Origin of the sequence: Nonomuraea sp. K271, assembly GCF_009908215.1 — a bacterium.
Classification (GTDB): domain Bacteria; phylum Actinomycetota; class Actinomycetes; order Streptosporangiales; family Streptosporangiaceae; genus Nonomuraea; species Nonomuraea longispora.
Genome location: NZ_JAAAHR010000140.1, coordinates 1 through 26,992 on the forward strand (window position 1 = coordinate 1; position 26,992 = coordinate 26,992).

The 26,992-nt window shown below is 70.6% G+C and carries 25 protein-coding genes; 9 read left to right on the forward strand and 16 right to left on the reverse strand.

Translation table 11 applies throughout. The features are described 5' to 3' along the window. The first annotated feature begins 276 nt into the window (after positions 1 to 276). Entirely contained in the window at positions 277 to 1,254 is a 978-nt protein-coding gene (locus GUY59_RS34890) for an AraC family transcriptional regulator (RefSeq protein WP_138202209.1), read from the forward strand. 39 nt (positions 1,255 to 1,293) lie between these two features. On the opposite strand, the gene GUY59_RS34895 is transcribed toward GUY59_RS34890, so the two are convergent. The 3 genes from GUY59_RS34895 to GUY59_RS34905 form a co-directional block, all read right to left on the reverse strand. Further along, entirely contained in the window at positions 1,294 to 2,814 is a 1,521-nt protein-coding gene (locus GUY59_RS34895; RefSeq protein ID WP_138202208.1) for a nitrilase-related carbon-nitrogen hydrolase, read from the reverse strand. Positions 2,815 to 3,002: 188 nt separating this feature from the next. After that, positions 3,003 to 3,242 carry a hypothetical protein gene (locus tag GUY59_RS34900; protein WP_236667794.1) on the reverse strand — a complete coding sequence of 80 codons (240 nt, stop codon included), beginning with the start codon at positions 3,240 to 3,242 and terminating at the stop codon, positions 3,003 to 3,005. A gap of 235 nt (positions 3,243 to 3,477) precedes the next feature. Beyond that, positions 3,478 to 4,641, reverse strand: coding sequence for an acyl-CoA dehydrogenase family protein (locus GUY59_RS34905; RefSeq protein WP_138202207.1), 1,164 nt, complete (start codon positions 4,639 to 4,641; stop codon positions 3,478 to 3,480). Positions 4,642 to 4,767: 126 nt separating this feature from the next. On the opposite strand from GUY59_RS34905, the gene GUY59_RS34910 reads away from it, so the two are divergent. Then, a complete protein-coding gene (locus GUY59_RS34910; RefSeq protein WP_132336672.1) occupies positions 4,768 to 6,081 on the forward strand; it encodes a UDP-glucose dehydrogenase family protein in 1,314 nt (437 codons plus the stop codon). A gap of 45 nt (positions 6,082 to 6,126) precedes the next feature. On the opposite strand, the gene purE is transcribed toward GUY59_RS34910, so the two are convergent. After that, the gene (gene purE, locus GUY59_RS34915; RefSeq protein ID WP_138202206.1) at positions 6,127 to 6,636 is read right to left on the reverse strand and encodes a 5-(carboxyamino)imidazole ribonucleotide mutase; all 510 of its coding nucleotides are present in this window, start codon (positions 6,634 to 6,636) and stop codon (positions 6,127 to 6,129) included. Then, a complete protein-coding gene (locus tag GUY59_RS34920; protein WP_138202205.1) occupies positions 6,633 to 7,781 on the reverse strand; it encodes a 5-(carboxyamino)imidazole ribonucleotide synthase in 1,149 nt (382 codons plus the stop codon). Before GUY59_RS34920 ends, purE begins: the two co-directional genes overlap by 4 nt. A 206-nt stretch (positions 7,782 to 7,987) precedes the next feature. Between GUY59_RS34920 and GUY59_RS34925 the strand changes: the two genes are divergently transcribed. Then, the gene (locus GUY59_RS34925; protein ID WP_138202204.1) at positions 7,988 to 8,470 is read left to right on the forward strand and encodes a GtrA family protein; all 483 of its coding nucleotides are present in this window, start codon (positions 7,988 to 7,990) and stop codon (positions 8,468 to 8,470) included. Here GUY59_RS34925 and GUY59_RS34930 read toward each other — a convergent pair. After that, positions 8,454 to 9,731 carry an ATP-binding protein gene (locus tag GUY59_RS34930; RefSeq protein ID WP_138202203.1) on the reverse strand — a complete coding sequence of 426 codons (1,278 nt, stop codon included), beginning with the start codon at positions 9,729 to 9,731 and terminating at the stop codon, positions 8,454 to 8,456. The genes GUY59_RS34925 and GUY59_RS34930 overlap by 17 nt on opposite strands. A 4-nt stretch (positions 9,732 to 9,735) precedes the next feature. Then, entirely contained in the window at positions 9,736 to 10,404 is a 669-nt protein-coding gene (locus GUY59_RS34935) for a response regulator transcription factor (RefSeq protein WP_012888073.1), read from the reverse strand. 332 nt (positions 10,405 to 10,736) lie between these two features. Between GUY59_RS34935 and GUY59_RS34940 the strand changes: the two genes are divergently transcribed. Then, complete coding sequence (locus GUY59_RS34940; RefSeq protein ID WP_236667795.1) at positions 10,737 to 11,789, forward strand: class I SAM-dependent methyltransferase; 1,053 nt, start codon at positions 10,737 to 10,739, stop codon at positions 11,787 to 11,789. 50 nt (positions 11,790 to 11,839) lie between these two features. Next, complete coding sequence (locus tag GUY59_RS34945) at positions 11,840 to 14,209, forward strand: glycoside hydrolase family 95 protein (protein ID WP_138202201.1); 2,370 nt, start codon at positions 11,840 to 11,842, stop codon at positions 14,207 to 14,209. Here GUY59_RS34945 and bfr read toward each other — a convergent pair. The 6 genes from bfr to GUY59_RS34975 form a co-directional block, all read right to left on the reverse strand. Then, the gene (gene bfr, locus GUY59_RS34950; RefSeq protein ID WP_132336659.1) at positions 14,182 to 14,664 is read right to left on the reverse strand and encodes a bacterioferritin; all 483 of its coding nucleotides are present in this window, start codon (positions 14,662 to 14,664) and stop codon (positions 14,182 to 14,184) included. The two genes, GUY59_RS34945 and bfr, sit on opposite strands and share 28 nt — an antisense overlap. A 24-nt stretch (positions 14,665 to 14,688) precedes the next feature. After that, the gene (locus GUY59_RS34955) at positions 14,689 to 14,865 is read right to left on the reverse strand and encodes a (2Fe-2S)-binding protein (protein ID WP_138202200.1); all 177 of its coding nucleotides are present in this window, start codon (positions 14,863 to 14,865) and stop codon (positions 14,689 to 14,691) included. A 130-nt stretch (positions 14,866 to 14,995) separates the two neighbouring features. Next, entirely contained in the window at positions 14,996 to 15,616 is a 621-nt protein-coding gene (locus GUY59_RS34960; RefSeq protein WP_138202199.1) for an MBL fold metallo-hydrolase, read from the reverse strand. Then, positions 15,616 to 16,701: an S-(hydroxymethyl)mycothiol dehydrogenase gene (locus GUY59_RS34965; RefSeq protein ID WP_132336653.1), complete on the reverse strand. Its 1,086-nt coding sequence runs from the start codon at positions 16,699 to 16,701 to the stop codon at positions 15,616 to 15,618. The genes GUY59_RS34960 and GUY59_RS34965 overlap by 1 nt, the downstream gene beginning before the upstream one ends. 90 nt (positions 16,702 to 16,791) lie before the next feature. Then, a complete protein-coding gene (locus GUY59_RS34970) occupies positions 16,792 to 17,304 on the reverse strand; it encodes a PH domain-containing protein (RefSeq protein ID WP_132336651.1) in 513 nt (170 codons plus the stop codon). A gap of 66 nt (positions 17,305 to 17,370) precedes the next feature. After that, positions 17,371 to 18,189, reverse strand: a complete 819-nt coding sequence (locus GUY59_RS34975; protein ID WP_138202198.1) for a biotin--[acetyl-CoA-carboxylase] ligase — start codon at positions 18,187 to 18,189, stop codon at positions 17,371 to 17,373. A 123-nt stretch (positions 18,190 to 18,312) separates the two neighbouring features. On the opposite strand from GUY59_RS34975, the gene GUY59_RS34980 reads away from it, so the two are divergent. Further along, positions 18,313 to 19,422 carry an epoxide hydrolase family protein gene (locus tag GUY59_RS34980; RefSeq protein WP_132336647.1) on the forward strand — a complete coding sequence of 370 codons (1,110 nt, stop codon included), beginning with the start codon at positions 18,313 to 18,315 and terminating at the stop codon, positions 19,420 to 19,422. Here GUY59_RS34980 and GUY59_RS34985 read toward each other — a convergent pair. The 3 genes from GUY59_RS34985 to GUY59_RS34995 all read right to left on the reverse strand — a co-directional run bounded on the left by GUY59_RS34985 (position 19,385) and on the right by GUY59_RS34995 (position 24,448). Then, a complete protein-coding gene (locus tag GUY59_RS34985) occupies positions 19,385 to 22,030 on the reverse strand; it encodes a phosphoenolpyruvate carboxylase (RefSeq protein ID WP_138202197.1) in 2,646 nt (881 codons plus the stop codon). The two genes, GUY59_RS34980 and GUY59_RS34985, sit on opposite strands and share 38 nt — an antisense overlap. A gap of 79 nt (positions 22,031 to 22,109) precedes the next feature. After that, positions 22,110 to 23,675, reverse strand: a complete 1,566-nt coding sequence (locus GUY59_RS34990) for a hypothetical protein (RefSeq protein WP_138202196.1) — start codon at positions 23,673 to 23,675, stop codon at positions 22,110 to 22,112. Then, positions 23,672 to 24,448: an ABC transporter ATP-binding protein gene (locus tag GUY59_RS34995; RefSeq protein ID WP_138202195.1), complete on the reverse strand. Its 777-nt coding sequence runs from the start codon at positions 24,446 to 24,448 to the stop codon at positions 23,672 to 23,674. The genes GUY59_RS34990 and GUY59_RS34995 overlap by 4 nt, the downstream gene beginning before the upstream one ends. Before the next feature lie 35 nt (positions 24,449 to 24,483). Here GUY59_RS34995 and GUY59_RS35000 point away from each other — a divergent pair, with 35 nt between their 5' ends. The 3 genes from GUY59_RS35000 to GUY59_RS35010 form a co-directional block, all read left to right on the forward strand. Next, positions 24,484 to 26,073, forward strand: a complete 1,590-nt coding sequence (locus GUY59_RS35000) for an acyl-CoA carboxylase subunit beta (RefSeq protein WP_138202194.1) — start codon at positions 24,484 to 24,486, stop codon at positions 26,071 to 26,073. Next, complete coding sequence (locus GUY59_RS35005; protein WP_132336637.1) at positions 26,070 to 26,270, forward strand: acyl-CoA carboxylase subunit epsilon; 201 nt, start codon at positions 26,070 to 26,072, stop codon at positions 26,268 to 26,270. The genes GUY59_RS35000 and GUY59_RS35005 overlap by 4 nt, the downstream gene beginning before the upstream one ends. Before the next feature lie 108 nt (positions 26,271 to 26,378). Next, a partial coding sequence (locus GUY59_RS35010) for an NYN domain-containing protein (protein ID WP_161714851.1) occupies positions 26,379 to 26,992 on the forward strand: 614 nt, incomplete at its 3' end.

Genomic DNA, 26,992 nt, shown 5'->3' on the forward strand with positions numbered 1-26,992 from the left:
GGGCCGGCGTGGGGGACGCGTACGCCGGCGTCAGGGAGGTGAAGCACAGAGCGCCCACGGTCACGGTGAGGCCGACGGCGGTGGCTGTCCTGCGGTTCATCACTTGATCGCTCCATGTGTGCACACAAACGACTGACAGTGGTCAAGGACCGTAGTTGAGTTGTCAAGAGAGTGCAAACAGTGACGGTTGGTGACAATGAGGCGAACAGCCGATGTGCCCCCGATGTCGGATGGGTCGTCTGTTAGCGTCATCGATGCAGTGAGGGGGTGGTGCGCATGCCCGCGAACGGCGTGGCGATCCAGTTCGTCCGCGCGGCCGTCGACTCCACCGGGACGGCCGGGCCCGACGTCAGGCGCACGCTGGACCGCCCCGGCGCCACCCACGTCGGCTGCGCCCGCACGGTCGAGATGATGCGAGACCTGTGGCGAAGCAGCGGCGACGAACTGCTCAGCCTAGGCCCGCGACCCATCCCGCCCGGCACGTTCCGGATGATCTCGCTGGGGCTCATCCACGCACCCGACCTGCGGGCCGCCTTCGGGCGCCTGACCGAGTTCGCCTCGATCACCACGGGCTTCTCTCGCAGCCGTCTCGTCGTCGACGACGCCACCTGCCGCGTCGAGATCGCCGCCGAGCCCGGCGTCCGCGTCCCCCAGCTCGCCGCCGAGATCGTGCTCGCCCTCGTCCACCGTTTTCCCGCGTGGCTCGTCGCGCGGCGGATCGTGCCGTCCCGGCTGGAACTGCCGTTCCCCGAGCCTCCCCACAGCGACGCGTACGTGCCGGTCTTCGGCCGCATGCCCGTCTTCGACGCCCCGGCGATCTCGATCAGCTTCGACGCCCGCCATCTCACGGCCCCCGTCGTACGCGAGGAGGCCGACCTGGTGCGCTACCTCAGCCGGTGGCCCGCCGATCTGATCAACCACCGCGACTACGCCACGACCACGGCCGCCCGGGTGCGGGCCGTGCTCGAACGCGGCGGCCCCGGCGAACGCACGCGCGCCGACGACGTGGCCGCCAGGTTGTCGATCAGCGCCCAGCACATGCGCCGGCTGCTGCGCCAGGAGGGCACGTCGTTCCAGCGGATCCGCGAGGAGGTCCTGCGGGACGTCGCCGTCGCGAGCCTGGAGCGCGGCGGGGAGTCGGTGGAGCAGATCTCCTGGCGGCTCGGGTTCTCCGAGCCGAGCGCGTTCCGGCGGGCCTTCACGCGCTGGGTCGGCAGCCCGCCGGGCGAATACCGCACCCGGCACACCGTCTGACGCGGACTGTCACGCCCGGTACGCCGGCGGGCCCCGCGGCTATCGGGTGCGGCGGCGGACGGCCAGGCCGATCACGACGGCCGTACCGGCCAGGCACGACCAGGCGAACACGTCGCCGATCACCCGGTAGACCGTGGTGGCGCCGCGTACGGGCACGTCGGACAGGACCACGTGCCGGTCCCCGCCCGCGTAGTCGTGCGCGGCGAGCACCCGGCCCTGCGCGTCGAACGCCCCCGACACCCCGAACTCGGCCTGCCGGACCATCGCGTACCCGTTCTCGATCGAGCGCAGGCTCGCCTTCTGGCTGTGCACCGGGCCGATCTCCGCCCAGTCGCGCGCGGGCACGAGCATGATGTCGGCGTCCACGCGCATCAGCTCGGGAAAGTCGGCGTCGAAGCACGTCACCGTGGCCAGCCGCCCGTACGGCGTACGCGCGACCGGCACCACGCCGTCGCCCGGCGGGTAGAACTCCAGGCCGGGAATGGGATGGCTCTTGTCGTAGGCCCAGACCTGCGCGCCCGAAGGGTCGTACAGGTAGGTGCGGTTGGCCGCGTACGGCGCCCGCGGCAGCACGAGGGACACGGCGGCCTGCAGGTAGACGCCGCTCTCCCGGGCCGTGGCGGAGACCTGCCCGAGGAACGCCTGCTCGTCGGCCGCCAGGACGCCCGCCGCCTGCTCGGACCACATCACGATCTTCGCGCCCGCCCGCGCCGCCTCCCGCGTCATGGCCAGCAGGTTGGCGTTGACCTTGCCGAAGGCCGCCCGTACCGTCGCCTGATCCCGCGAAGCCACCTGCTGCGGGGTGAGGTCCGCGCTGAGCGTGGCGCGCAGGTCGCGGGTGGCCGAGGTGTCCGGGCTGATGCCGGCCACGCGCACGGTCGCGCCGTCCGGCGGGAGGAACGCGAGCCGCGCCCCGCCGGCGAGCAGGGCGAGCATGACGACGACGGCGTACGCACCCGCGGCCCGGAGCGCGTACCCCCGCAGCCGGTTCTCCCAGAGGTGGTTCGCCGTCGTCGCGAACCAGCCGATGAGGAAGCCCACGCCGTACGGGCCGGTCAGCGACACGACCTGCAGCAGCGCCAGGTCGTCGTGCTGGGTGGCGGCCGGCACGCCGAACGCGGTGCCGAAAGGGCTGAGCAGCGTCATCAGGAACTCGCAGGCCGCCAGCGCCGCCGGGAACAGCAGCAGGGACGTGACCGTGCCGGCCCTGGGGGTGACGAGCCGGTCCAGGACGTACGGGACGACGGTCAGGGTGCCCAGCGCGAGGATCCCCACCACGACGATCACGGTCATCGGCACGGCGGTCTCGACCAGCCAGAACACGCCGGCCAGCGCCGAGGCCGCCCACACCGCCGCGAGCCCGCCGAGGGCCGGTCCGGTCCGTACGAACCTCAGCAACAGGACCGGCGACAACCAGGCCGCCGCGGCGATGTCGAAACGGCCGTGCACCGCGAAGAGCCACAGCAGCGTCCCCGCTCCCAGCCAGGCCCACCGCCACCGACGTCCGCCAGGGACCGGCGGCGCGGCCTCGCTCCGCCGGTCGAGCTGCTCTGTCCGCATGTGATCCTTCCCCGCCGTCGAAGCCTCCGCCCGGCGATCACGCGGGACGGAGGTTCGACCAGTGCCTTGTACGACGCCGATCCCGTCGCGGACCGACGTTAATCCCGGCACCCACGCGAGGGCTGTGACCTCACCTCTCCTCATCCATGACCGAACCGCTCCCCGGCCTTCGTGCACCCGAGCCGCGGCTACTCGGCGTAGGGCTGGTCCGCCCCCGGGCGCTGGCTGTGGCCGAGGCTCCGGATGTAGCCGTCGGGGTCGGCGAAGGAGCCGCCGTACCCACCCCGCGGCAGTGCGCCGGCGGGTTTGAGTATCGTCGCGCCGGCCTTCGCGGCCTCCGCCATGATTTCGCCGACCCGCCCCTCGCTCCGGACGACGTACGTGAGGGCGAAGCCGCTGAAGCCGCTGCCTTCCGAGCTCGTACCCATCTGTTCGGCCAGGCCCTCGCGGCCGTAAGCCGATCCGCGAGCCTCCGTCCGATTCGATGAACACCGCCATCCCGTAGTCGTGCGTGATCGCCAGAACCCGACACTCTGGTCCGTCCTGACCGCACACGTACTGGTTCGGCCCACTCCGCTGGCCTCGGCACGAACGAACACCGGGGCAGCGTTGCAGCAGACCCGGCCCACCACTCCAGGAGAGCCGGGTAGAGCATGTCAACGCCTACTTGAGGAGTTGGCGGGCCATGACCATGCGCTGGATCTGGTTGGTGCCCTCGTAGATCTGGGTGATCTTGGCGTCGCGCATCATGCGCTCCACCGGGAAGTCCTTCGTGTACCCGTACCCGCCCAGCAACTGCACCGCGTCCGTCGTGATCTCCATGGCGGCGTCCGAGGCCGCGCACTTGGCGGCGCTCGACAGGAAGGTGAGGTCCTTCTGGGGTTCGCCGTTGATCGCTCGTTCCGACTTCGCCGCCGCGTGGTACGTGAGCTGCCGGGCCGCCTCCAGTTTCATGGCCATGTCGGCGATCATGAACTGGAGTCCCTGGAAGTCGGCCACGGGGCGGCCGAACTGCTGGCGTTGCTTGACGTAGCCGATCGCGTAGTCGAGGGCGCCCTGGGCGATGCCGAGGGCCTGGGCGGCGATGGTGACGCGGGTGTGGTCGAGGGTGGCGAGGGCGGTTTTGAAGCCGGTGCCGGGCTCGCCGATCATGCGGGTGGCCGGGATGCGTACGTCGTCCAGAATGACCTGGCGGGTGGGTGACCCCTTGATGCCGAGTTTCTTCTCCTTGGGCCCGAACGAGACGCCCTGGTCGGATTTTTCGACGACGAAGGCGGAGATGCCGCGCGCCCCCGCGGACGGGTCGGTGACCGCCATGACCGTGTAGTACTCGGAGACGCCGGCGTTCGTGATCCACATCTTGGTGCCGTTGAGCACGTACGCGTCGCCGTCCGCGACCGCGCGGGTCTTCATGGCCGCCGCGTCAGAGCCGGCCTCCGGCTCCGACAGCGCGTACGAGAACATGGCCTCCCCCCGGGCGACGGGCGCCAGGTAGCGGGACTTCAGCTCCTCCGACGCCGAGAGCAGCAGCGGGACCGTGCCCAGCTTGTTGACGGCGGGGATCAGGGAGGAGGACGCGCACGCGCGGGCGACCTCCTCGATGACGATCACCGTGGCCAGGGCGTCCGCCCCCGCTCCGCCGTACTGCTCAGGGACGTGTACGGCGTGCAGGTCGGACGCGACGAGCGCCTTGTAGACGTCCCAGGAAAACTCCTCGGTCTCGTCGGCCGCGGCGGCGTGCGGGGCGATCTTCTCGTCGGCCACGGCACGGACGGTCTCCCTGAGCAGGTCGTGTTCCTCGGCGGGCGTGTAAAGAGGGAAGCTCATGCGACAGATACTAGGACGCCCGACCATCTTGTTACCAGCCGGTACGGTTTGCGAAAGGGAGGTGGTGGCACGAAGGAGGTAGCGAGGGCCGGTAGCATGCCTCAGCAAATCGAAAGGAGCTCACTCGTGCCATATCGCCTCACGGTGATCGGGACCGGATACCTGGGGATCACCCATGCGGCGTGCATGGCCGATCTCGGATACGACGTGCTGGGCCTCGACATCGACGCCGACAAGATCAACCGGCTCAACAACGGGCAGCTCCCGATCCACGAGCCCGGGCTCGAAGAGGTGCTCCAGCGCGGGCTCGAATCCGGCCGCCTGCGCTTCACCACCTCGTACGAGGAGGTCGCGGCCTTCGGCGACGTGCACTTCATCTGCGTGGGCACCCCGCAGAAACGCGGCGAGTACGCCGCGGACGTCTCCTACACGCACCAGGCCGTCGAATCCCTGGCTCCGCTTCTTGACCGGGAGTGCCTGGTGGTGGGCAAGTCCACCGTGCCCGTCGGCACCGCCGAACGGCTGGCCGACAAGCTCGCCCGGCTCGCTCCCGCGGGCGGCGAGGCCGAGCTGGCCTGGAACCCCGAGTTTCTGCGGGAGGGTTTCGCGGTCAGGGACACCCTCAGCCCCGACCGCATCGTGCTCGGTGTGCGCAGCGAGCGGGCCGAGAAGGTGCTGCGCGAGGTGTACGAGCCGCTGGGCGAGGTCCCGTTCGTGGTGACGGACTTCGCCACGTCCGAGCTGGTCAAGACGGCCGCCAACGCGTTCCTCGCCACCAAGATCTCTTTCATCAACGCCATGGCCGAGGTCTGCGAGGCCGCCCACGCCGACGTCAAGCAGCTGTCCGAGGCGCTGTCGTACGACGACAGGATCGGCGGCCGTTACCTCAACGCCGGGCTCGGCTTCGGCGGCGGCTGCCTGCCCAAGGACATCAGGGCGTTCATGGCGCGGGCCGGCGAGCTGGGCGCGGACCAGGCGCTGACGTTCCTGCGCGAGGTGGACGACATCAACATGCGCCGCCGGGCCCGCATGGTCGATCTGGCGAGGGAGCTGGCCGGCGGCTCGTTCCACGGCTGCACCGTGGGCGTGCTGGGCGCCGCGTTCAAGCCCAACTCCGACGACATCCGCGACTCCCCCGCGCTCAACGTCGCCGTCACCATCGGCCACCAGGGCGGACGGGTCACCATCTACGACCCGATCGCGCTCGACAACGCGCGTAAGGCCCATCCCGAGCTGAACTACGGCGATTCCGCCGTCGAGGCAGTGCGCGGCGCGCACGTGGTCCTGTTGCTGACCGAGTGGCAGGAGTTCCTGGAGCTCGACCCCGAGCAGCTGGGAGCGGTGGTCGCCACCCGGCGCATCGTCGACGGCCGCAACTGTCTCGACTCCGAGCTGTGGCGCGCGGCAGGCTGGCACTACCGCGCCCTGGGCCGCCCCTGAGCCACCGCGCACGGAGCACCCGCGGCGGCGGCCGGCCGCCGTGGCTCAGAGGTCGGCGGCCTCGGCCCGCAGCCGCTCGCCCTTGGCGTACGCCTGCTCCTTCAACCGCGCCTGGAACTCCTCCATGCGCGTCCGCAGCCCGGCGTCGGAGGCGGCGAGGATGCGTACGGCCAGCAGCCCCGCGTTGCGGGCGCCCCCGACGGCCACGGTCGCCACCGGCACCCCGGCCGGCATCTGGACGATGGACAGCAGGGAGTCGAGCCCGTCGAGGTGTTTGAGCGGCACCGGCACCCCGATCACCGGCAGCGGTGTGACGGAGGCCAGCATGCCGGGCAGGTGGGCGGCCCCGCCGGCGCCGGCGATGAGCACCTGGAGGCCGCGGGCGGCGGCCTGGCGGCCGTAGTCGATCATCTCGACCGGCATGCGGTGGGCCGACACCACATCGGCTTCGAACGCCACCCCGAACTCGGCGACCGCCTCGGCGGCGGCCTTCATCACGGGCCAGTCGGAGTCGCTGCCCATGACGATGCCGACGCGCGCCTCGGAGGAACTCATGTGTACTCCCCGGTGGTGAGGTAGACGGCGGCGTGGCGGGCGCGGGCGCGCACCTCGTCGAGGTTGGAGCCGAGGGCCGTGACGTGGCCGATCTTGCGGCCGGGGCGCACGTCCTTGCCGTAGAAATGCAGCTTGATGCCCGGGTCGTGGGCGAGCACGTGCTCGTAGCGCTTGAACAGGCCGGGGTCGTCGCCCCCGAGCAGGTTGGCCATGACGACGACGGGCGCGGTCATCGTGGGCGAGCCGAGCGGCAGGTCGAGCACCGCTCGCAGGTGCTGCTCGAACTGGGAGGTCCTGGCGCCCTCGATGGTCCAGTGGCCGCTGTTGTGCGGCCGCATGGCCAGTTCGTTGACGACCAGCCCGTGCGCGGTCTCGAACAGCTCCACGGCCAGCAGCCCGGTCACGCCGAGCTCGTGGGCGATCTTCAGGCCGATGCGCTGGGCCTGGGCGGCGTCCTCCGGGTCGAGCCCGGGCGCGGGAGCGAGCACCTCGACGCAGATGCCGTCCTGCTGCACCGTCTCGACGACGGGGTAGCTGACGCCCTGCCCGTGCGGCGAGCGGGCCACCAGCACCGCCAGCTCCCGCTCGAACGGCACGAACGCCTCGGCCAGCAGCTCGACGCCGGCCTCGAACGCCTCGGCGATCTCCGCGGCCGACCCGCACACCCACACGCCGCGGCCGTCGTAGCCGCCGCGCACCGCCTTCAGCACCACAGGCCAGCCGTGCTCGCCGGCGAAGCGCTCGGCGTCGGCGGCCGTCTCGACCCTGGCCCAGGCGGGGCAGGGCACGCCGTTCGCGGTTAGCCGCTCGCGCATGAGCGCTTTGTCCTGGGCGTGCACGAGGGCACGGGCTCCGGGGTGCACGGTGTGGCCGTCGGCGACCAGGGCTCTGACGTGCTCGGTGGGCACGTGCTCGTGGTCGAACGTGATCGCGGCGCAGCCCTTGGCGAACTCGCGCAGGTCGCCGAGGTCGCGGTAGTCTCCGACCCGCGTGTCGGTGATCACCCGGGCGGCGCTCTCGTCAGGGGCCGCGGCCAGCACCCGCAGCTCGACGCCGAGCGCGATGGCGGGCGGCTGCGTCATCCGGGCGAGCTGGCCGGCGCCGACGATGCCCACGACCGGGCCGATAGGGCTGTAGGAACTCACGCCAGGTGAGCTTACCGGGACGGAACGACTTCCTCCGACGGGCGACCCTTCCAGATCATGGCAGGTTATCGGGCATGGCGGGGGTTAGGCCGCATTCGCGATGAACGTTCTTTGCGCGGTATGTTCATCCGTCTGACACCGGGCCTACACGATGACCGGTACGCTGAGGTGGTCAGGCTCGACAAGGGAAGGGACCGAGCAGAGACGTGGACTTCGTAAGACGCCTCTACGAGCGGTTCGCCTCTCTGGTGCACGAGCTGGCCAAATTCGGCAGCATCGGGGCCATCGCCTTCCTGATCGACACAGGCGCCTACAACCTCTTCCTGCTGGGAGTGGAGCTGGGGCCGCTGACCTCGAAGGTCTTCGCGACCACGATCTCGGCGACGTTCGCCTACCTGGGCAACCGCTTCTGGACGTTCCGGCACAGGGAGCAGAGCGGGCTCGGGCGCGAATATTTCCTGTTCTTCCTGCTCAACGGCATCGCGCTGCTGTTCGGGTTGCTGGTGATCGGCTTCACCACCTACACGCTCCATCTCGTCGACCCTCTCAGCGCCAACATCGCCAACATCATCGGCGTCGGGCTCGGCACGCTGTTCCGCTTCTGGTCGTACAAGAAGTGGGTGTTCCTGGAGGCCACCGAGCCCATCCCGGTCGAGCTGCCCGAGGCCGGGGTCAAGCAGGACCGCTGACCACGCGGTTGCCGCCGTTCTCCTCCGCGGGGCGCAGGAAGACGGCGAACGTGGCCGGACGCCGCCGCACCAGCTCCAGTCTCCCGCCGTCGGCGGCCGCCAGGGCGCGGGCGAGCGTCAGGCCGAGGCCGGTGCCTCCGCCGCCGCTGACGTTCCGTTCGAAGATCCGCGGGGCGATCTCGTCGGCGATGCCCTCGCCCTCGTCCGCGACCTCGATCACCACGTAGCTGTCGCCGCAGGTGGACGTCACGGTGACGGCGCCGCCCCCGTGGCGCAGGGAGTTCTCCAGCAGCGAGGCGATCACCTGGCCGAAGCCGCCGGTGGTGGCCATCGCCTTGAGCCCGCGGGTGCCGTCGAGCCGGATCTCGCGGCCCGCGTCGCGGAAGACCGGCTCCCACTCGATGATCTGCTGGCCGAGGATCTCGTCGATGGCGACGGGGTGCGCCTGCGCGTGGCGCTGGCGGCGGGCGGCGGCCAGCAGTTCGTCGATCACGGCGGTGAGCCGCTCCGCCTGGACGATCGCCGCCTCGCCCTCCTCGCGCACGACCTCGGGCTCGTCGGAGGAGGCGACGATCTCCTCCAGCCGCATGGTGAGGCCGGTCAGCGGTGTGCGGAGCTGGTGGGAGGCGTCTGTGGCGAACTCACGCTCGCGGGTGAGCAGGTCGGAGATGCGGGTGGCGCTGCGGTCGAGCACCTGGGCGACCCGGTCGAGCTCGGGGATGCCGTAGCGGTGCTTGCTCGGGCGCGCGTCGCCCGAGCCGAGCCGGTCGGCGATCTTCGCCAGGTCCTGGAGGGGGAGCGTCAGCCGGCGTGACTGGACCACGGCCAGGCTGACGGCGACCGCCAGGGCGGCCACGGCCAGAGCCACGATGAGCAGCAGGCGTGCCCCCACGTCCTGTTCGACCTGGTCGCGGTCGCGACTGATCCGGACGTAGACGCCGGTGTTGGTCTGGGCATCCTCCGTCATGAGGTGACCGGACGGCGGGGGCGAGCCGACCACGGTCACCCGGAGGGGGGTTCCGTGTTCCCAGATCTGGATGTATCTGTCCGGGTATTTCTGCTCCAGCTGCTGAGGGTCGAGCGGCGTCTCCTGGACACGGGCGTACTCCACCTCTCCCACGAGACGCTTGGCCTCGGACCCGAGCTCCTGAGCGGCCTCATCGACGATCAGGCGACTTACCACGACTCCCAGGGGGACCCCCAGCAACAGGACCGCGATGACCGCGACGACCAGGGTGGAGGTGAGCAGTCGGCGGCGCATCCGCCTACTCGCGTTCGAACCGGAAGCCGACTCCCCGGACGGTCGTGATGTAGCGGGGCTTGGCGGCATCGTCGCCGAGCTTGCGGCGCAACCAGGAGATGTGCATGTCGAGGGTCTTGGTCGACCCCCACCAGTTGGTGTCCCACACCTCCCGCATGATCTGTTCGCGGGTGACGACCTTGCCGGCGTCGCGTACGAGCACGCGCAGCAGGTCGAACTCCTTGGTCGTCAGGTGGAGCTCCTTGTCTCCCATCCAGGCCCGGCGCGAGTCGGCGTCGATGCGCACCCCCTGGACGACCGGGGTCTCGGAGGTGCCGCGCCGCAGCAGCGCACGCACCCGGGCGAGCAGTTCCGCCAGCCGGAACGGTTTCGTCACGTAGTCGTCGGCGCCCGCGTCGAGCCCGACGACCGTGTCGACCTCGTCGACGCGTGCGGTGAGTATCAGAACCGGAGTGCCGTGCCCTTCGGCGCGGATCCGGCGGGCCACCTCCAGACCATCCATTTCGGGCAGGCCAAGGTCGAGAACGATGAGGTCTATGCCGCCCGACAGGGCCCTTTCCAGGGCCTGTGGGCCATCGGGGCTCACCTCGACCTGATAGCCCTCGCGACGTAGCGCACGCGCGAGCGGCTCGGAAATCGAGGTGTCATCCTCGGCGAGAAGTACGCAGGTCATGAAGCGATCGTAGGACCTTAGGCGATCGTTTCCCGGGCACAGCGCGCGGTTTGACTCGTAGTTGACCTATCCATTGACCTGGGCAAACTCGCCTAAATATCACTTAGTCAGGATTAAATTACCGTGATTATCGACGCGAAACTCGGCGGCCCGTGCGCGACGCGCCAGAGTGAAAAATCCGCCAAGCACTTTCCACGGACGAGAACCCTCCCTGCCGCGCCGGGTAGGGAACGCGTCACGGCGGAACCGGTTGTGTGGCGAACGACCTTTTCCGGACGCCGCGCAGCGCCGATCCTCGGTCGGGGCCCGCCCGGAAGAAGGAGATGATCACGATGACCACCAGCACCGACGAGTTCGCCGACCGCCTGCTGGGATCGGCACTCGGCACCATCGACCTGCTCTCCATGCACATCGGCGACCGGATGGGCTGGTATCGCGCGCTGGCCGCGCACGGCCCGGCCGACCCCGCCGAGCTGGTCGCCCGCTCCCGGGGCCACGAGCGGTACGCCAGGGAGTGGCTGGAGCAGCAGGCCGCCTTCGGAATTCTGGAGATCGCGGAGGACGGCCGCTTCGCCCTGCCCGGCGCCGCGGCCGAGGTGCTGACCGACGAGTCGAGCCTGGCCTACCTGGCCCCGCTGGCCCGGATGCTGGCCGGCGCGTCCGTGCAGCTACCCGCGCTGCTGGAGGCCTACCGCGAGGGCGGCGGGGTGCCATGGGCGGCGTTCGGGGCCGACCTGCGGGAGTCGCAGGCCGACATGAACCGGCCCTGGTTCGAGCACGCCCTGCCGGAGGCGCTGGCCGGCGTGCCCGGCCTCGACACCGTGCTGCGGCGCCCTGGCGCCCGGCTCGCCGACGTGGGCTGCGGGGGCGGGTGGTCGACCATCGCGCTGGCCAGGGCGTACCCCGAGGCGAGCGTGGTGGGGGTCGACATCGACGGCCCGTCCGTCGAGCTGGCCACGCGCAACGCGGCGGACGCGGGGCTCGGCGACCGGGTGAGCTTCCGCCACGGTGACGCCGCCCTGCTGGACGAGGGCCGCTACGACGCCGTCTTCGCCTTCGAGTGCGTGCACGACATGCCACGGCCGGTGGAGACGCTGGCGGCGGCGCGGCGGGCGACGATCCCCGGCGGGGCCGTCGTCGTCATGGACGAGGCCGTCGGCGAGTCCTTCACGGCCCCCGCCGACGACCTCGAACGCCTGATGTACGGCTTCAGCCTGCTCATCTGCCTACCCGACGGAATGAGCGAGCAGCCCTCGGCCGCCACCGGCACGGTGATGCGGCCGGGAACGCTGCGCCGCTACGCCCGCGAGGCCGGCTTCTCCGACGTCGAGATCCTGCCCATCAAGGACTTCGGTTTCTGGCGCTTCTACCGGCTGATCCCCTGAAGCCCGTAGATCGGATGTCTCGCCGTGCGGCCTTGCTACCCTGAGGTCGCATGGCAGGCATCCCCCAACACACTTCCCCGCCGTCGCCCGATACACCCGATGACCTGACCCTCTGGTACGACGCACCTGCCACCGACTGGGAGAGCCAGGCGCTGCCCATCGGCAACGGCGCGCTGGGGGCCATGGTGTTCGGAGGGACCCGGACCGAGCGGCTGCAGTTCAACGAGAAGACGTTGTGGAGCGGCGGCCCGGGGTCGCGGCAGGGCTACGACTTCGGCAACTGGGTCACGCCCCGGCCGGACGCCCTGGCCAGGGTCAGGCGGCGGCTCGACCGCGACACGCGCATGGCGCCCGAGGAGGTGGCGGCCGAGCTGGGCCGGCCGAAGTCGGGGTTCGGCGCGTACCAGCCGTTCGGTGACCTGTGGCTCGACCTGGCGCACGACGGCGCGGCCGGCGGCTACCGCCGGGAGCTGCGCCTGCGGGAGGCCGTGGCGAGGGTCCGCTACACCGTGGACGGCGTGCGTCACGCGCGCGAATACCTCGCCGTCCATCCGGCCGGCGTGATCGCCGGGCGGATCTCGGCCGACCGGGCGGGCGCGGTGTCGTTCACCCTGCGGGCGTCCTCGCCCCACCCGGGCGCGCGGATGAGCGTCGCGGGCGGACGGCTGACGCTCAGGGGGGCGCTGGCGGACAACGGGCTGAGGTACGAGGCCCAGGTGCAGGTGGTCGCGGAGGGCGGCACCCGTACGGACGGGGACGGCTTGGTCACGGTCACCGGGGCCGACAGCGTGTTCCTGGTGGTGTCGGCGGGTACCGACTACGCCCCGGCATACCCGGCGTACCGGGGCGACGACCCGCGCGCCGCCGTCACCGCCGCCGTGGACAGGGCCGTGGCGCAGGGCTACGACGCGCTCAGACACGCCCACCAGGACGACTACCGGGCGCTGTTCGACCGGGTACGGCTCGACCTCGGGCAGCGCACGCCGTCCGTCCCCACCGACCGGCTGCTGGCCGGCTACACCGGCGGCCCGGGGGCGGACGACCGCGCGCTGGAGGCGCTGCTGTTCGCCTACGGCCGCTACCTGCTCATCGCCTCGTCACGGCCCGGGTCGTTGCCCGCGAATCTCCAGGGCGTGTGGAACGACTCCACCGACCCGCCCTGGTCCTGCGACTACCACACCAACATCAACCTGCAGATGAACTACTGGCCGGCCGAGGTGACCAACCTGGCCGAGACGGCGCGGCCGTACGACGACTTCGTCACGGCGCTGGTGGCGCCGGGCGAGGTGACGGCGCGGGAGATGTTCGGGGCCGGCGGGTGGGTGGTGCACAACGAGACGAACCCGTACGGGTTCACCGGCGTGCACGACTGGGCCACCGCGTTCTGGTTCCCGGAGGCGGCCGCCTGGCTGACCCGGCAGCTGTACGAGCACTACCTGTTCAGCGGCGACCTCAGCTACCTGCGCGAGACCGCCTACCCGGTGATGAAGGGGGCCGCGCGGTTCTGGCTGGACACGCTGCACACCGACCCGCGCGACGGCAGCCTCGTCGTCTCGCCGAGCTACTCGCCCGAGCACGGAGACTTCTCGGCCGGGGCGTCGATGTCACAGCAGATCGTCTGGGACCTGCTCACCAACGTGGCCGAGGCCGCCGCCGCGCTGAACGTCGACGCCGGGTTCCGTACGCGGGTGCGGGAGGCGCTGGACCGGCTTGATCCGGGGCTGCGGGTCGGGTCCTGGGGGCAGCTCCAGGAGTGGAAGGCCGACTGGGATGATCCCGGCAACACGCACCGGCACGTGTCGCACCTGTACGCGCTCCACCCCGGCCACCAGGTCACGGCGGAGAGCCGCGAGGGGGAGGCGGCCAGGGTCGCGCTGACGGCCCGGGGCGACGGCGGCACCGGCTGGAGCAAGGCGTGGAAGATCGGCTTCTGGGCGCGGCTGCTCGACGGCGACCACGCGCACACGATGCTGCGCGAGCAGCTCAGGCACTCGACGCTGGACAACCTGTGGGACACGCACCCGCCGTTCCAGATCGACGGCAATTTCGGTGCGACCGCGGGCATCGCGGAGATGCTGGTGCAGAGCCGACCGGGCGAGATCCACGTGCTGCCCGCGCTGCCGTCCGCCTGGCGTACGGGGTCGGTGCGCGGGCTGCGGGCCAGGGGCGACGTGACGGTGGACGCCGCCTGGCGCGACGGTGCCACCGAGCGGATCACGGTGCACGTGGGGCGTACCGGCCGGATCAGGCTCCGTTCGGCGGCCGTCGCGGCCGGCGGCCGGGTGCTGGACGAGCGCGGGGACGACGTGGGCGCGCGCCGCTGCGGGCACACGCTGGCCTGGAACGCCGCCGCTGGGGCTGCATACACCGTCGTGACGGGGGTGGGGAGTGGTCAGTCCGCCGAGGGCGGCTCGGCGTAGCGGGCGAGGTAGAGCTGCTCGCCGAGGCTGCGGATCAGGTCGAGCTCGGTCTCCAGGTAGTCGATGTGCACCTCCTCGTCCTCAAGGATCTCCTCGAAGATGCGGGCGGAGGTGACGTCGCCCTTCTCCCGCATGAGCTGGATGGCCGGGCGCAGCCGCTGCACCACCGACAGCTCCACCTCAAGGTCGGCCCTGAGCTGCTCCTCGACGGTCTGGCCGATGTGCAGCGTGCCCAGGCGCTGGTAGTTGGGCAGCCCTTCGAGGAACAGGATGCGGTCGGTCAGGCGCTCGGCGTGCCGCATCTCGTCGATCGACTCGGCGCGGGTGTGCTCGGCCAGCTTGGTGTATCCCCAGTTCTGCTGCATCTTGGCATGCAGGAAATACTGGTTGATAGCGGTCAGTTCGGCGGTCAACTGCTCGTTGAGCAGCTCGATGATCTGCTTGTCGCCCTGCATGGCAGGCCCCTTGGTGCTATCCGGCTACGCGGTCGTCAGTTCGTCAGACCGTTTCAGGATCGCACAGATTTTCCGTACACATCGGGCACAGTCACCACCCGCACCGGTGGTATCACGGATCTGCTTCGGGGTGGTCGCCCCTGCGGCAATGCAGTCGTGCACCTCGTTCTCGGTCACTGCACGACACACGCATGCGTACATCCGGGGACAAGCCTCTCTCAAGCAAAGGGGGCGCCATTAGGTTAGGCACACCTAAGGTAGCCCACTTTGGTAAGGCTTGCCTACGTTAGGTACGCCACAGTGGTGTACCCCAACGCGAGCGGGTCATTCCTCAGTGACCCCGGGCGATCCACTCCTCCAGGTGCGGGGCCTCGGCGCCGATGGAGGTGGAGTCACCGTGCCCGGTGTGCACGACGGTTTCCGGCGGCAACGTCAGCAGGCGCTCCCGGATCGACTCGATGATCGTGTCGAACGAGCTGTAGGAACGCCCGGTCGCCCCGGGCCCGCCCTTGAACAGGGTGTCACCGCTGAACAGCGCGCCCAGGTCGGGCGCGTACACGCAGACCGCGCCCGGCGCGTGGCCGGGTGTGTGCAGGATCTGCAGCGCGGTGCCGCCCAGCGTGATCTTCTCGCCGTCGGCCAGCGGTTCGTACGCCAGCGAGTCGCCGTACTGCTGCTCCCACAGCACCTGGTCGGCGGGGTGCAGCCGGATCGGCGCCCCTGTCAGCCCCGCCAGGGCCCCGGCCGCGTTGATGTGGTCGTTGTGGGCGTGGGTGCAGACGATGGCCCTGACCGCGCGCTCGCCCACCCGGTCGGCGATCGGCGCCGCGTCGTGGGCGGCGTCGATGACGACCACCTCGCGGGCGTCGCCCACCAGCCAGACGTTGTTGTCGACCTCCCACGTGCCGCCGTCCAGCGAGAACGTGCCCGAAGTGATGACGCGGTCGATCATCACAGGACCACCACCGAACGCAGCACCTCACCGCGGTGCATCTTGCCGAACGCCTCCTCAACCTGGCCCAGCTGGATCGTCTCCGTCACGAACCGGTCGAGCGGCAGGCGGTTCTGCAGGAACAGGTCGATCAGCATGGGGAAGTCGCGCGAGGGCAGGCAGTCGCCGTACCAGGAGGACTTGAGCGACCCGCCGCGCCCGAACACGTCGAGCAGCGGCAGCTCCAGCCGCATCTCCGGGGTCGGCACGCCGACCAGAACGACCGTGCCGGCCAGGTCGCGGGCGTAGAACGCCTGGTTGTACGTCTCGGGCCGGCCCACCGCCTCGATGACCACGTCGGCGCCGAAGCCGCCCGTCAGGTCGCGGATCGCCTCGACCGGGTCGTTGTCGCGGGAGTTGACCGTGTGGGTGGCGCCGAAGCCGCGGGCCCACTCCAGTTTGCGATCGTCCACATCGACCGCGATGACCTTGGAGGCGCCGGCCAGCGACGAGCCCAGCACGGCCGCGTCGCCGACGCCGCCACAGCCGATGACCGCCACGCTGTCGCCGCGCGTCACCCCGCCGGTGTTGATCGCCGCGCCGATGCCCGCCATGACGCCGCAGCCGAGCAGCCCCGCGACCTGGGCGGGCGCCTCGGCGGAGACCTTGGTGCACTGGCCCGCGGCGACGAGCGTCTTGGCCAGGAACGCGCCGATGCCCAGCGCGGGCGACAGCTCGGTGCCGTCGGTGAGCGTCATCTTCTGGGCGGCGTTGTGGGTGTTGAAGCAGTACCACGGGCGGCCGCGCAGGCAGGCCCGGCACTGTCCGCACACGGCCCGCCAGTTGAGGATGACGAAGTCGCCGGGCTCCAGCCCCGTGACCCCCTCGCCCACCGCCTCGACGGTGCCCGCCGCCTCGTGGCCGAGCAGGTAGGGGTACTCGTCGCCGATCCCGCCCTCCCGATAGTGCAGGTCGGTGTGGCAGACCCCGCAGGCCTCCACGTTGACGACCGCTTCGCCCGGCCCCGGATCGGGGACGACGACCGTCTCGAGCGAAACTTCCTGACCCTTGCCCCTGGCGATCACGCCCTGCACTTCGTACGGCATGCCAGCCATCTTGTGCCAGGAGGATGATCTCCGCAAGACATAGGGCCGCACCACGCCGAGACCTCGCGCCGAGCTCCACGGCGGTTCGTGTCAGCGGCCGTCGATCTCCCCGTCCGCGGCGTCCTCGACGAGCCGGAACAGCTCGGTGCGGACGTCCTGGATCCTCGGGATGTCGCGCAGCACGATCTCCCCCCTGTCGGAGGCGGACTCGACGGTCAGCGTGCCGCAGCCGAGCAGCCGCTCGGGGAACGTCTGGTCGGAGCTGACCGTGTTGACCTTGGCGATCGGGATCTCGTCGGTCGACTTGTTGAGCACGCCGGTGCTGATCGAGAAGCGGTGGGTGGTGAGCACGTAGCCGGTGTTCTTCCACTGCAGGTAGGGGACGAACGACCAGATCATCAGCAGGGCCAGGCAGATGACGCCGGCGGCGATCCTCGCGTGGAAGGCGAACTCCCAGTCGGCCGGGATGAAGTAGAGGGCCGCGCCGCCGGCCGCTGCGATGAGGACCAGCGCGATGAAGGGAACGACGAGCCGCTTCCAGTGAGGGTTGAAGGACCTGACGCGCCGCTCACCCTGCGTCAGACGATGGTCGGGAAGGGTCATGGGCAAATGGTGCCACCAACACCGCCCCCGCGGCTATGCCGTGCGGGGACGCCCAGGCGGCGTGCCTCAGGCCATGCGCACGTGGACGACGTCGCCCGCGCTCAGCGTGTAGTGCTCCCCGCCGGACTCCACCTGGAGGTGCCCCCACTGGTCGATACCGCTGGCCCGGCCGGTCAGCGCGTGCTGCTCGGGCAGCTCCACCCTGACCTGCCTCCCGACCGTGGCGCTGACCGCGAGGTAGGCCGAACGCAGCCCCGACGCCTCCGCGTCGCCCTTGGCGTCCACCCAGTCGTGGTAGTGGCTCTCGACCTCGCGCAGCACGGCCCGCAGCAGCGGATCCCGGTCGAGGCAGGCCGCCCGCTCGATGCCCAGCGACGTGGCGGTCTCGACGGGCAGCTCGTCGGGCCTGAGCGACACGTTCAGCCCCATGCCGATGACGACGGCGTCGTCGGAGCGCTCGGCGAGCACGCCGGCCAGCTTGCGCTCGCCGACCAGCAGGTCGTTGGGCCACTTCAGGCGCACGTCGAGCTCGGCCAGCCGGCGCACCGCCGAGGCGGCGGCGACACCGTACATCAGCGTCAGCCAGCTCTGGGCGGCGAGCGGCACCTGCGGCCTGAGCAGGATCGAGAACGTCAGGCCCGAGCGGGGCGGAGCCGACCAGGAGCGGCCCAGCCGCCCGCGGCCCGCGGCCTGCGCCTCCGCCACCAGCACGGAACCCTCGGGCGCCCCCTCCTTGGCGGCGCCGCTCAGGTCGGCGTTGGTCGAGCCGGTGCTCTCGACAACCGTGACGCCGGTCCACAGCGAGCCAGGGCGGACCAGCGCCCGGTTGAGCGCCGCCGCGTTCAGTGGCGGGCGGTCGAGGTCGGAGTAGCGGGAGTTGGCCATCCCCCCATCTTTGCTGATGGCCGTACGTACGGAGCCCCCGGGAGTGGCGCGGCAGCTCTATGGAATGAATCGTTCCGTTCTGCTATTCTGGAACAGAACGAACCGTTCCCCGAAAGGATCGTCATGATCGTCACCCCCTTCCGCGTCGAGATCCCCCAGGCCGACCTCGACGACCTGCGGGTCCGTCTCGCCCTGACCCGCTTCACCGACGAGATCGACGGAGCCGTTCAGGGGGTCGGCGTCGAACGGGTCAAGCGCCTGGTCGGCCACTGGCGCGACGGGTTCGACTGGCGGGCCATGGAGGCCAGGCTCAACGCATACCCGCAGTTCACCACCGAGATCGACGGGCAGAACATCCACTTCGTCCACGTGCGCTCCGACGATCCCGAGGCCCTGCCCCTCATCCTCACCCACGGCTGGCCCGGCTCGATCGTCGAGTATCTCGACGCCATCGAGCCGCTGTCACGCCACTTCCACCTGGTCATCCCGTCGCTGCCCGGCTACGGCTTCTCAGGGCCGACGCGGGAGCTGGGCTGGAACAACCAGCGCATCGCCAGGGCGTGGGCCGCACTCATGGCCGGGCTCGGCTACGAGCGCTACGGCGCCGTGGGCAACGACGCCGGGTCGATGATCTCTCCCGAAGTCGGCAGGATCGATCCTGAGCACGTCGTCGGCGTGCACGTCACACAGATCTTCTCGTTCCCGTCAGGCGACCCCGCGGAGTTCGCTGACCTGAGCGAGGAGGAGCAGGCCGGGCTCGCCGTGCTCGACTGGTTCTGGAAGGAGAAGGGCGCCTTCAACGTGCTGCACGCGCAGCAGCCGCAGACGCTCGCGCACGCCATCGCCGACTCCCCCGCCGGGCTCGTCGGCTGGCTCGCCCAGCTCTTCGACGACGACCTCGACGACGACTTCGTGCTGGCCAACGCCGCCATCCACTGGTTCACCGGCACCGCCGGGTCGGCGCTGCGGCTCTACTGGGAGAACGCCCGCATGGAGCAGCCGAAGGAGCCCACGACCGTGCCGACGGCGCTGGCCATGGGCGAGGGCGACTTCGCCTCGATCCGCCGCTTCGCCGAGCGCGACCACGCCGGCATCGTCTCCTGGAAGACGTTGCCGGCGCCGGCGCGCGGGCACTACGCCGCCCACACCGCTCCCGACGTGGTCGCCGCCGACGTCCGCGCCTTCTTCGACGGGCTCAGCCGGTGTTCTGCAACCCCGCCGCGACGCCGTTGACCGACAGGAGCAGGAGCGTGGACAGCCGTTCGCGTTCCCGCTCCGACGGGTTGCCGGTGCGCAGCGCGCGCAGGGCCCGCAGCTGCAGGTGCGACAGGGCGTCGACGTACGGGTCGCGCAGCTGGACCGCCCGCGACAGCACCTTGCGGTTCTCCAGCAACCGCGTGTGCCCCGTGACGCGCAGCACCAGCTCGCGGGTCCTGTCGTACTCCTCCAGCACCTGCCGGCCGAAGTCGTCCCTGCCGCCCAGCGCCAGGTAACGCTTGGCGATCGAGCGGTCGGTCTTGGCCAGCGACATCTCGGCGTTGTCGAGCATCGCGTTGAACAGCGGCCACTCGCGATAGGCCGCCCGCAGCTCCTCGACGTCGCCGACGGCCGCGAGGCCGGTGCCGAGGCCGTACCAGCCGGGCAGGTTGACCCGGGTCTGCGCCCAAGCGAACACCCACGGGATGGCCCGCAGGTCGTCGAGCGAGCGGGGGGCGCCGAGGCCGCGGCGGGCCGGGCGGGAGCCGAGGCGCAGCGTGCCGATCTCCTCCAGCGGGCTGACCAGGGAGAACCACTCGGGGAAGCCCTCCGCCTCGGTCAGCGACCTGTAGGCCCGCTCGGACGCCGTGGCGACCTGCTCGGCCAGGCCGCGGAAACGTTCGGCGGCGGCCGCGGTGCGCGCCCCGATCGCCGGCGACGAGGCCAGCAGCACGGCGTTGGCCACCTGTTCCAGATGGCGGCGGGCGATCGCGATGTGGCCGTAGCGGGCGAAGATGACCTCGCCCTGCTCCGTGACCTTGAACCGGCCCGCCACCGAGCCGGGGGCCTGGGCCAGCACCGCGCGGTTGGCCGGGCCGCCGCCGCGGCCGAGCGCGCCGCCGCGGCCGTGGAACATGCGCAGCTTCACGTCGTGCTCGGCGGCCCAGGCGGTCAGCTCCTCCTGCGCCTCGTAGAGGCGGAGCGTGGCCGCGGCCGGGCCGAGCTCCTTGGCCGAGTCGGAGTAGCCCAGCATGATCTCCATGCGCCGGCCGGTGTCGTCGAGGCGCCGACGCACCTGCGGGATGTCGAGCATGCCGGTGAGCACGCGCGGCGAGTTGGCCAGGTCCTCGCCCGACTCGAACAGCGGCACGACGTCGAGCACGGGCGCGCGGTCGCCGAGCGCGTGCTCGGCCAGCTCGTAGACGGCCGCGACGTCGTCGGCCGAGCGGGTGAAGGAGACGACGTAACGGGAGCAGGCGGTGACCCCGAACCGCTCCTGGATCCAGCCGATCACCCGGATCGTGCCCAGGACCTCCTCGGTGCGCTCCGACGGCTCGGCACCGGCCCGCAGCTCCTCCAGTGCCGCCGCGTGCACCTGTGAGTGCTGGCGCACCTCCAGCTCGGCCAGGTGGAAGCCGAACGTCTCGACCTGCCAGATGAGGTGCTGCAGCTCGCCGTACGCCTGCCGCGGCGCGCTCGCGGCCAGCGACTCCTGCGCGAGGCGCAGGTCGGCCAGCAGCTCGGCGGGCGAGCGGTAGGCCAGGTCGAGGTCGCGGCGGTGGGTGGCGGCGATGCGCGCGGCCACGAACAGCAGCCACTGCCGGTGCGGCTCACGCGGCGAGCGGGTGGCCAGCTCGGAGACGACCTCGGGGTAGGCGTCCACGGCCGTGGCCAGCGCCACCTTCAGCTCGGGGGAGCAGGGGGCGAACTGGGCGGAGGCCGTCAGCGTGCGGCCGATGCGCGAGCAGGCGGTCTCCAGGGCCGTCAGCACGTGCTCGGACTGGATCTGGACGGTCTCGCGGGTGACCCTGGCCGTGACGTTGGGGTTGCCGTCGCGGTCGCCGCCGATCCAGCTGCCGTAGCGGATGAACGGCCTGGCCAGCGGTGGGCGGGTGCCGGTGCCCTTGCCGAGGGCAGGGTCGGCCGCCGGGTCGAGCGCCGCGTCGAGCGCGCGGTAGACCTGCGGCACCATACGGAACAGCGTCTCGTCGAAGGCGGCCATGGCGGTGCGGACCTCGTCGAGCGGATCGAGCTTGGTGGAGCGGAGCTGGGCCGTACGCCACAGCAGGTCGATCTCCTCCAGCATGCGCCGCTTGCTCTCCGCCCGCTCGGAGGCGCCGCGACCCGGGGAGTTGTACTCGGTGAGCTGGCCGCTGACCCGCTGGATCGCGGTGACGACGGCGCGCCTGCGCGCCTCGGTGGGGTGCGCGGTGAGCACCGGGTGCAGCTCCAGGCCCTCCACCAGCTCGGTGACGCGCTCGGCGCCCAGCTCGCGTACGGCCTGCGCGAGCGACTCGCGCTGCACTCTGCCCTCGGCGTCGCGTTCGCGCAGCGTGCGGATGCGGTAGTGCTCCTCGGCCAGGTTGGCCAGGTGGAAGTAGCAGGTGAACGCGCGGGCGACCTCGACCGCCCGCTCGATCTCCCATCCGGCGATCATGTCGGTGATCTCGTCGGCCGAGATCTCGCCCCTGCGCGCGGCGATGACCGCCTTGCGCAACCGTTCGACGTCGGCCAGCAGGTCTTCGCCGCCCTGTTCGGCCAGCACCCGGCCGAGCAGCTTGCCGAGCAGGCGCACATCGTGGCGCAGCTCGTCCGGCATCTCGGTCACGGCGGCGCTGCGATGTTCGAGCCCCTGGTCAATCATGTTTCGAAGGGTAGCGAGTCGCCAGGAACGACCGTAGACCGGTCTCAGTCATTGGACTAGACCATTGCTTCGTGGCAGGTCAGGTGGGCTTGGACACGGCCGCCAGCAGATCGGGCATCCGGGCGAACCCGAGCTTGGCGCCCAGCCGCCTGCCGAGCACCTCGGCCAGCAGGCCGTAGAACGGCGCCACCACGCACACCCAGACCAGCCCCAGGAGCAGCCCCGCCACGAGCGGCGCCAGCAGCAGCGCCATGCCGGCCGACGCGCCGAGCGCGGAGAGGAACGCCAGCCCGCCCTGCCCGGGAGCGGCGCCGGTGAAGGCGTTCATCCGGTCGGGCACCGTGTACGGCAGGATCACGCTGGTCACCGAGCCGACGCCGAACCCGATGCCGAGCACTCCCCATCCGGCCGTCATGGCCGGCAGGATCATCGTGGGATGCCCGGTGAGCAGGCCGGTGGTGACGGCCAGCACGGTGATCAGCGGCGCGGCGACCAGCGTGCCGGCCAGGTGACGCCCGGCCAGGTCGGTGGACAGGTCACGCTCGGAGCCGAAGGCCACGGCGTTCATCCACAACGAGCGCCCGTCGATGCCGAACGCGTTGCCCGACTGCAGGGCGATCATGAGCGCGCCCACGCAGGAGATCACGATCGGTGTCCACTGGCCGCCCCCTCCCCTGCCGGGATCGCTCACCGTGAACGACAGGATGAGGGTGACGACGATGGCGCTGGCCCAGCCGACGCGGAACCTCGGATCGCGCCTGATGTAAGCCAGTTCCTTCGTCACCACGGCCGCCAGCGGCCCGTCGGGCAGGAACCGGCCGACGAGCCCGCTCCCCCTGCGTACGGACGCGGCCCGCGTGGAGGAGTCGGGCGTGACGAGGGCCCGGCTGAGCGCCTTGACCCACAGCCAGCCGAGCACCACCACGAGCAGGGCGAGCAGCGCGAGCTCGGCCAGCCCCGTGAGGCCGCCGTCGGCGAGGGCGTGCGCCGCCAGGCCGGGCGGGGTCCACCTGAGCACGGCCGCCATCTGGTGCAACAGCGCCGTGGGGTCGCTGAAGCCGCGGTTCATCAGCAGGTTGGGCAGTTGCGCGAGCAGCACCAGGGCCAGCGCGCTCACGGCCAGCAGGTCGCGCCCGCGCCGGGTGCGCAGCGCGCCGGACAGGGACGTGGTGACCAGCCTGGACGCCACCACGCAGCTCGCGAACTGCAGCAGCACGGCCGGCACGCCGATCAGGACGCCGCCGGGGCCCGACGCGACCGCGACCAGGGCGCCGCCGGTCACGACGAGCGTCGCGAGCGGCCAGACGCCGGTCACCGACGCGGTGAACATGCCGACCGCGAGCCGCCCGGTGCGCAGCGGGAACAACGACAACTTCGCGGGGTCGAGCGTGTCGTCGAGGCCGAAAGCGAGCAGCGGCACGATCATCCAGCCGAAGAAGAACGACGCGAAGGCGAGCGTCACGAGCGAGGCGGCGATGTCGCCCGGCGCCAGCCTGAGCAGGCTCATCGACAGGAAGCCGAGCGCGGCCAGGCCGGCGGCGACGACCAGGGTGAAGACGAAGCCGAGCTTGCGCTGCGTGTCGCCGCGCAGGTTGCCGGCCAGCAGCCGCAGCTTGAGCCGCGCGAACAGCAGGACGGTGCTCACCGTGCGTCCTCCGGCCGGGCGCCGAGCCAGTTCAGGCCCGCTTCGCGGTCGTGCGGCGTGCCGCCGACCAGGTCGAGGAACGCCTGGTTGAGGCTGCGCCCGCCGCGCACCTCCGCCAGCGGGCCCTGCGCCACGATGCGGCCCGCGCTCATCACGGACACCCAGTCGCACAGCCGCTCGACCAGGTCCATCACGTGGCTGGAGAAGATGACGGTCGAGCCGGACGCGGTGAAGCGCCGGAGCACCTCGGTGAGGGTGTTGGCGCTGACCGGGTCGACGCCCTCGAACGGCTCGTCCAGGAAGAGCACCGACGGGTTGTGCAGCAGCGCGGCGGCCAGGCCGATCTTCTTGCGCATGCCGGTGGAGTAGTCGACGACGAGCTTGTCGGCGGCGCCGGTGAGGTCCATCACGTCGAGCAGCTCGCCCGCGCGCTGCTCGACGTCGGCCTTGGGGATGCCGCGCAGCATGCCGTTGTAGAGCAGCAGTTCACGGCCCGACAGCCGCTCGAACAGCCGCAGGCCCTCGGGGAGCACGCCGATGCGCGCCTTGACCGCGACGGGGTCGCGCCACACGTGGAACCCGTCGACCTCGGCATGGCCGCCGTCGGGGCGGAGCAGCGCGGTGATCATGCTGAGCGTGGTCGTCTTTCCCGCGCCGTTGGGGCCGACGAGACCGGCGAAGCTACCCGCGGGGACCACTAGATCGACCCCTGCCACGGCGACCTGCGACCCGTAACGTTTGACCAGGCCATGGGTACGAACGGCATCCGTCATGGATCCACTCTGACGGACGGACTAGATTTGCGCGCATGACTGCAGCGGCTGACGACCTACCGGAAAAGCTGGACATCCATACCACTGCCGGCAAAATCGCTGATCTGGAACGACGGCTCGTCGAAGCCGCGAACGCCGGTTCGGCGGCCGCGGTGGCCAAGCAGCATGCCAAGGGCAAGATGACCGCCAGGGAGCGGGTGCTGGCGCTGCTGGACGAGGGCTCGTTCGTGGAGTTCGACGAGTTCGCCCGGCACCGGTCCACGATGTTCGGGCTGGAGGAGCGGCGGCCGTACGGCGACGGCGTCATCTCCGGCCACGGCACCATCGACGGCCGCCAGGTGTGCGTGTTCTCGCAGGACGTGACGGTGTTCGGCGGCTCGCTCGGCGAGGTGTACGGCGAGAAGATCGTCAAGGTCCTCGATCTGGCGATCAAGACGGGCTGCCCGATCATCGGCATCAACGAGGGCGGCGGCGCGCGCATCCAGGAGGGCGTGGTCGCGCTCGGTCTCTATGCGGAGATCTTCAAGCGGAACGTGCACGCCTCGGGGGTGATCCCGCAGATCTCGCTCATCATGGGGGCCGCGGCCGGCGGGCACGTCTACTCGCCGGCGCTGACCGACTTCACCGTGATGGTGGACCGGACGTCGCACATGTTCATCACGGGCCCCGACGTGATCAAGACGGTGACGGGCGAGGAGGTCACGTTCGAGGAACTCGGCGGGGCCCACACGCACAACACCAAGTCGGGGGTGGCCCACTACCAGGCCGACGACGAGGAGGACGCCCTCGACTACGTCAAGGCCCTGCTGTCCTACCTGCCGTCCAACAACCTGGACGAGGCGCCGCTCTTCGAGCCGGCCATCGACCTCGAGCCCGATCCCGAGCTCGACGTGCTGATCCCCGACTCGGCCAACCAGCCGTACGACATGCACCGGGTGATCGAGCACGTGCTGGACGACGGGGAGTTCCTGGAGGTCCACGCGCTGTTCGCGCAGAACATCGTGGTCGGCTACGGCCGGGTGGACGGCCAGCCGGTGGGGGTCGTGGCCAACCAGCCGATGCATTTCGCCGGCTGCCTGGATATCGACGCCTCCGAGAAGGCCGCAAGATTTATTCGAACATGTGATGCTTTCAATATCCCCATCCTGACATTTGTTGATGTGCCGGGTTTCCTCCCCGGAGCCGATCAGGAATGGAACGGAATCATCCGCCGCGGCGCCAAGCTGCTCTACGCCTACGCCGAGGCCACGGTGCCGCTGATCACGGTGATCACGCGCAAGGCGTACGGCGGCGCGTACGACGTCATGGGCTCCAAGCATCTCGGGGCCGACGTCAATCTGGCCTGGCCGACGGCCCAGATCGCGGTCATGGGCGCGCAGGGCGCGGTCAACATCCTCTACCGGCGCGAGCTGGCCGCCGCCGACGACCCCGACGCCGTGCGGGCCCAGCGCGTCACCGAGTACGAGGACACGCTGACCAATCCGTACATCGCGGCGGAGCGCGGTTACGTGGACGCGGTGATCCGGCCGGCCGAGACCCGGTCCCAGGTCGTCAGGGCGCTGCGCGCGCTGCGGAACAAGCGGGCCACGCTGCCCCCCAAGAAGCATGGGAACATCCCGCTATGACAAGCCATCTGCGCATTGTTCGCGGCGACGCCTCACCCGAGGAGATCGCCGCGTTGGTGGCGGTACTGGCCGCCCGGCACGTCGGACCACAACCGTCTCCCGCCCGCCGTCGGCAAACGTGGCGAAACCCCGCCAGAGGTATGCGTAAGCCTGTCCTCCCAGGGAAGTCGGCATGGCGGATGAGCGCTCTACCCTAGATAGATCCTGTGAATCGGGTGTCAAGTTCCCCGGGAGTTGGGACTATCTAGAGAAAGTAGGCGTATATAGTCAGCCGATCAACTAACACCCGCGGCCTGGAGGACGACATGGCCATCCCAGACCTCATGCCGCATCCTGTGGCAGCCAAGTACGCCGTCCTAGTGGATGTCGGTTATCTGTACGCTGCGGCAGGTGAGGTGCTGCTCGGCGCGAAGGAACGCAAGGAATATCGGGTGGCCGCCGATGAGCTCATACAGAGCCTACAGAAACATGCAGAGGAACGTATTTCTGGCGAACTCCTGCGGATCTATTGGTATGACGCAGCCCGTGACCGTGTGCCCACCGTCGACCAACGGGTCATAGCCCAGCTCCCCTGGGTCAAGGTGCGGCTTGGCAACCTGAACGCCCGAGGTCAGCAGAAGGGCGTGGACGCGCAGATCAGGAGCGACCTGGAAGCGCTGGCCCGGCATCATGCGGTCACCGACACGATTCTGCTGGCAGGCGATGAGGACATGGTTCCCGCGGTGGAGGCGGCGCAGGCCTACGGCGTACGCATCCACCTGTGGGGGGTGGAGCCGCCGTACGGCACCAACCAGGCCGAACGGCTCGTGTGGGAGTCCGACACCGTCGAAGTGATCACTGCTGATTTCCTGAGGCCCTTTTTCAGCCGCGCTCCCCAGCCCGTCCCGGTCACGCCGCCGGCCGCCGCCGCTCCCTCCCC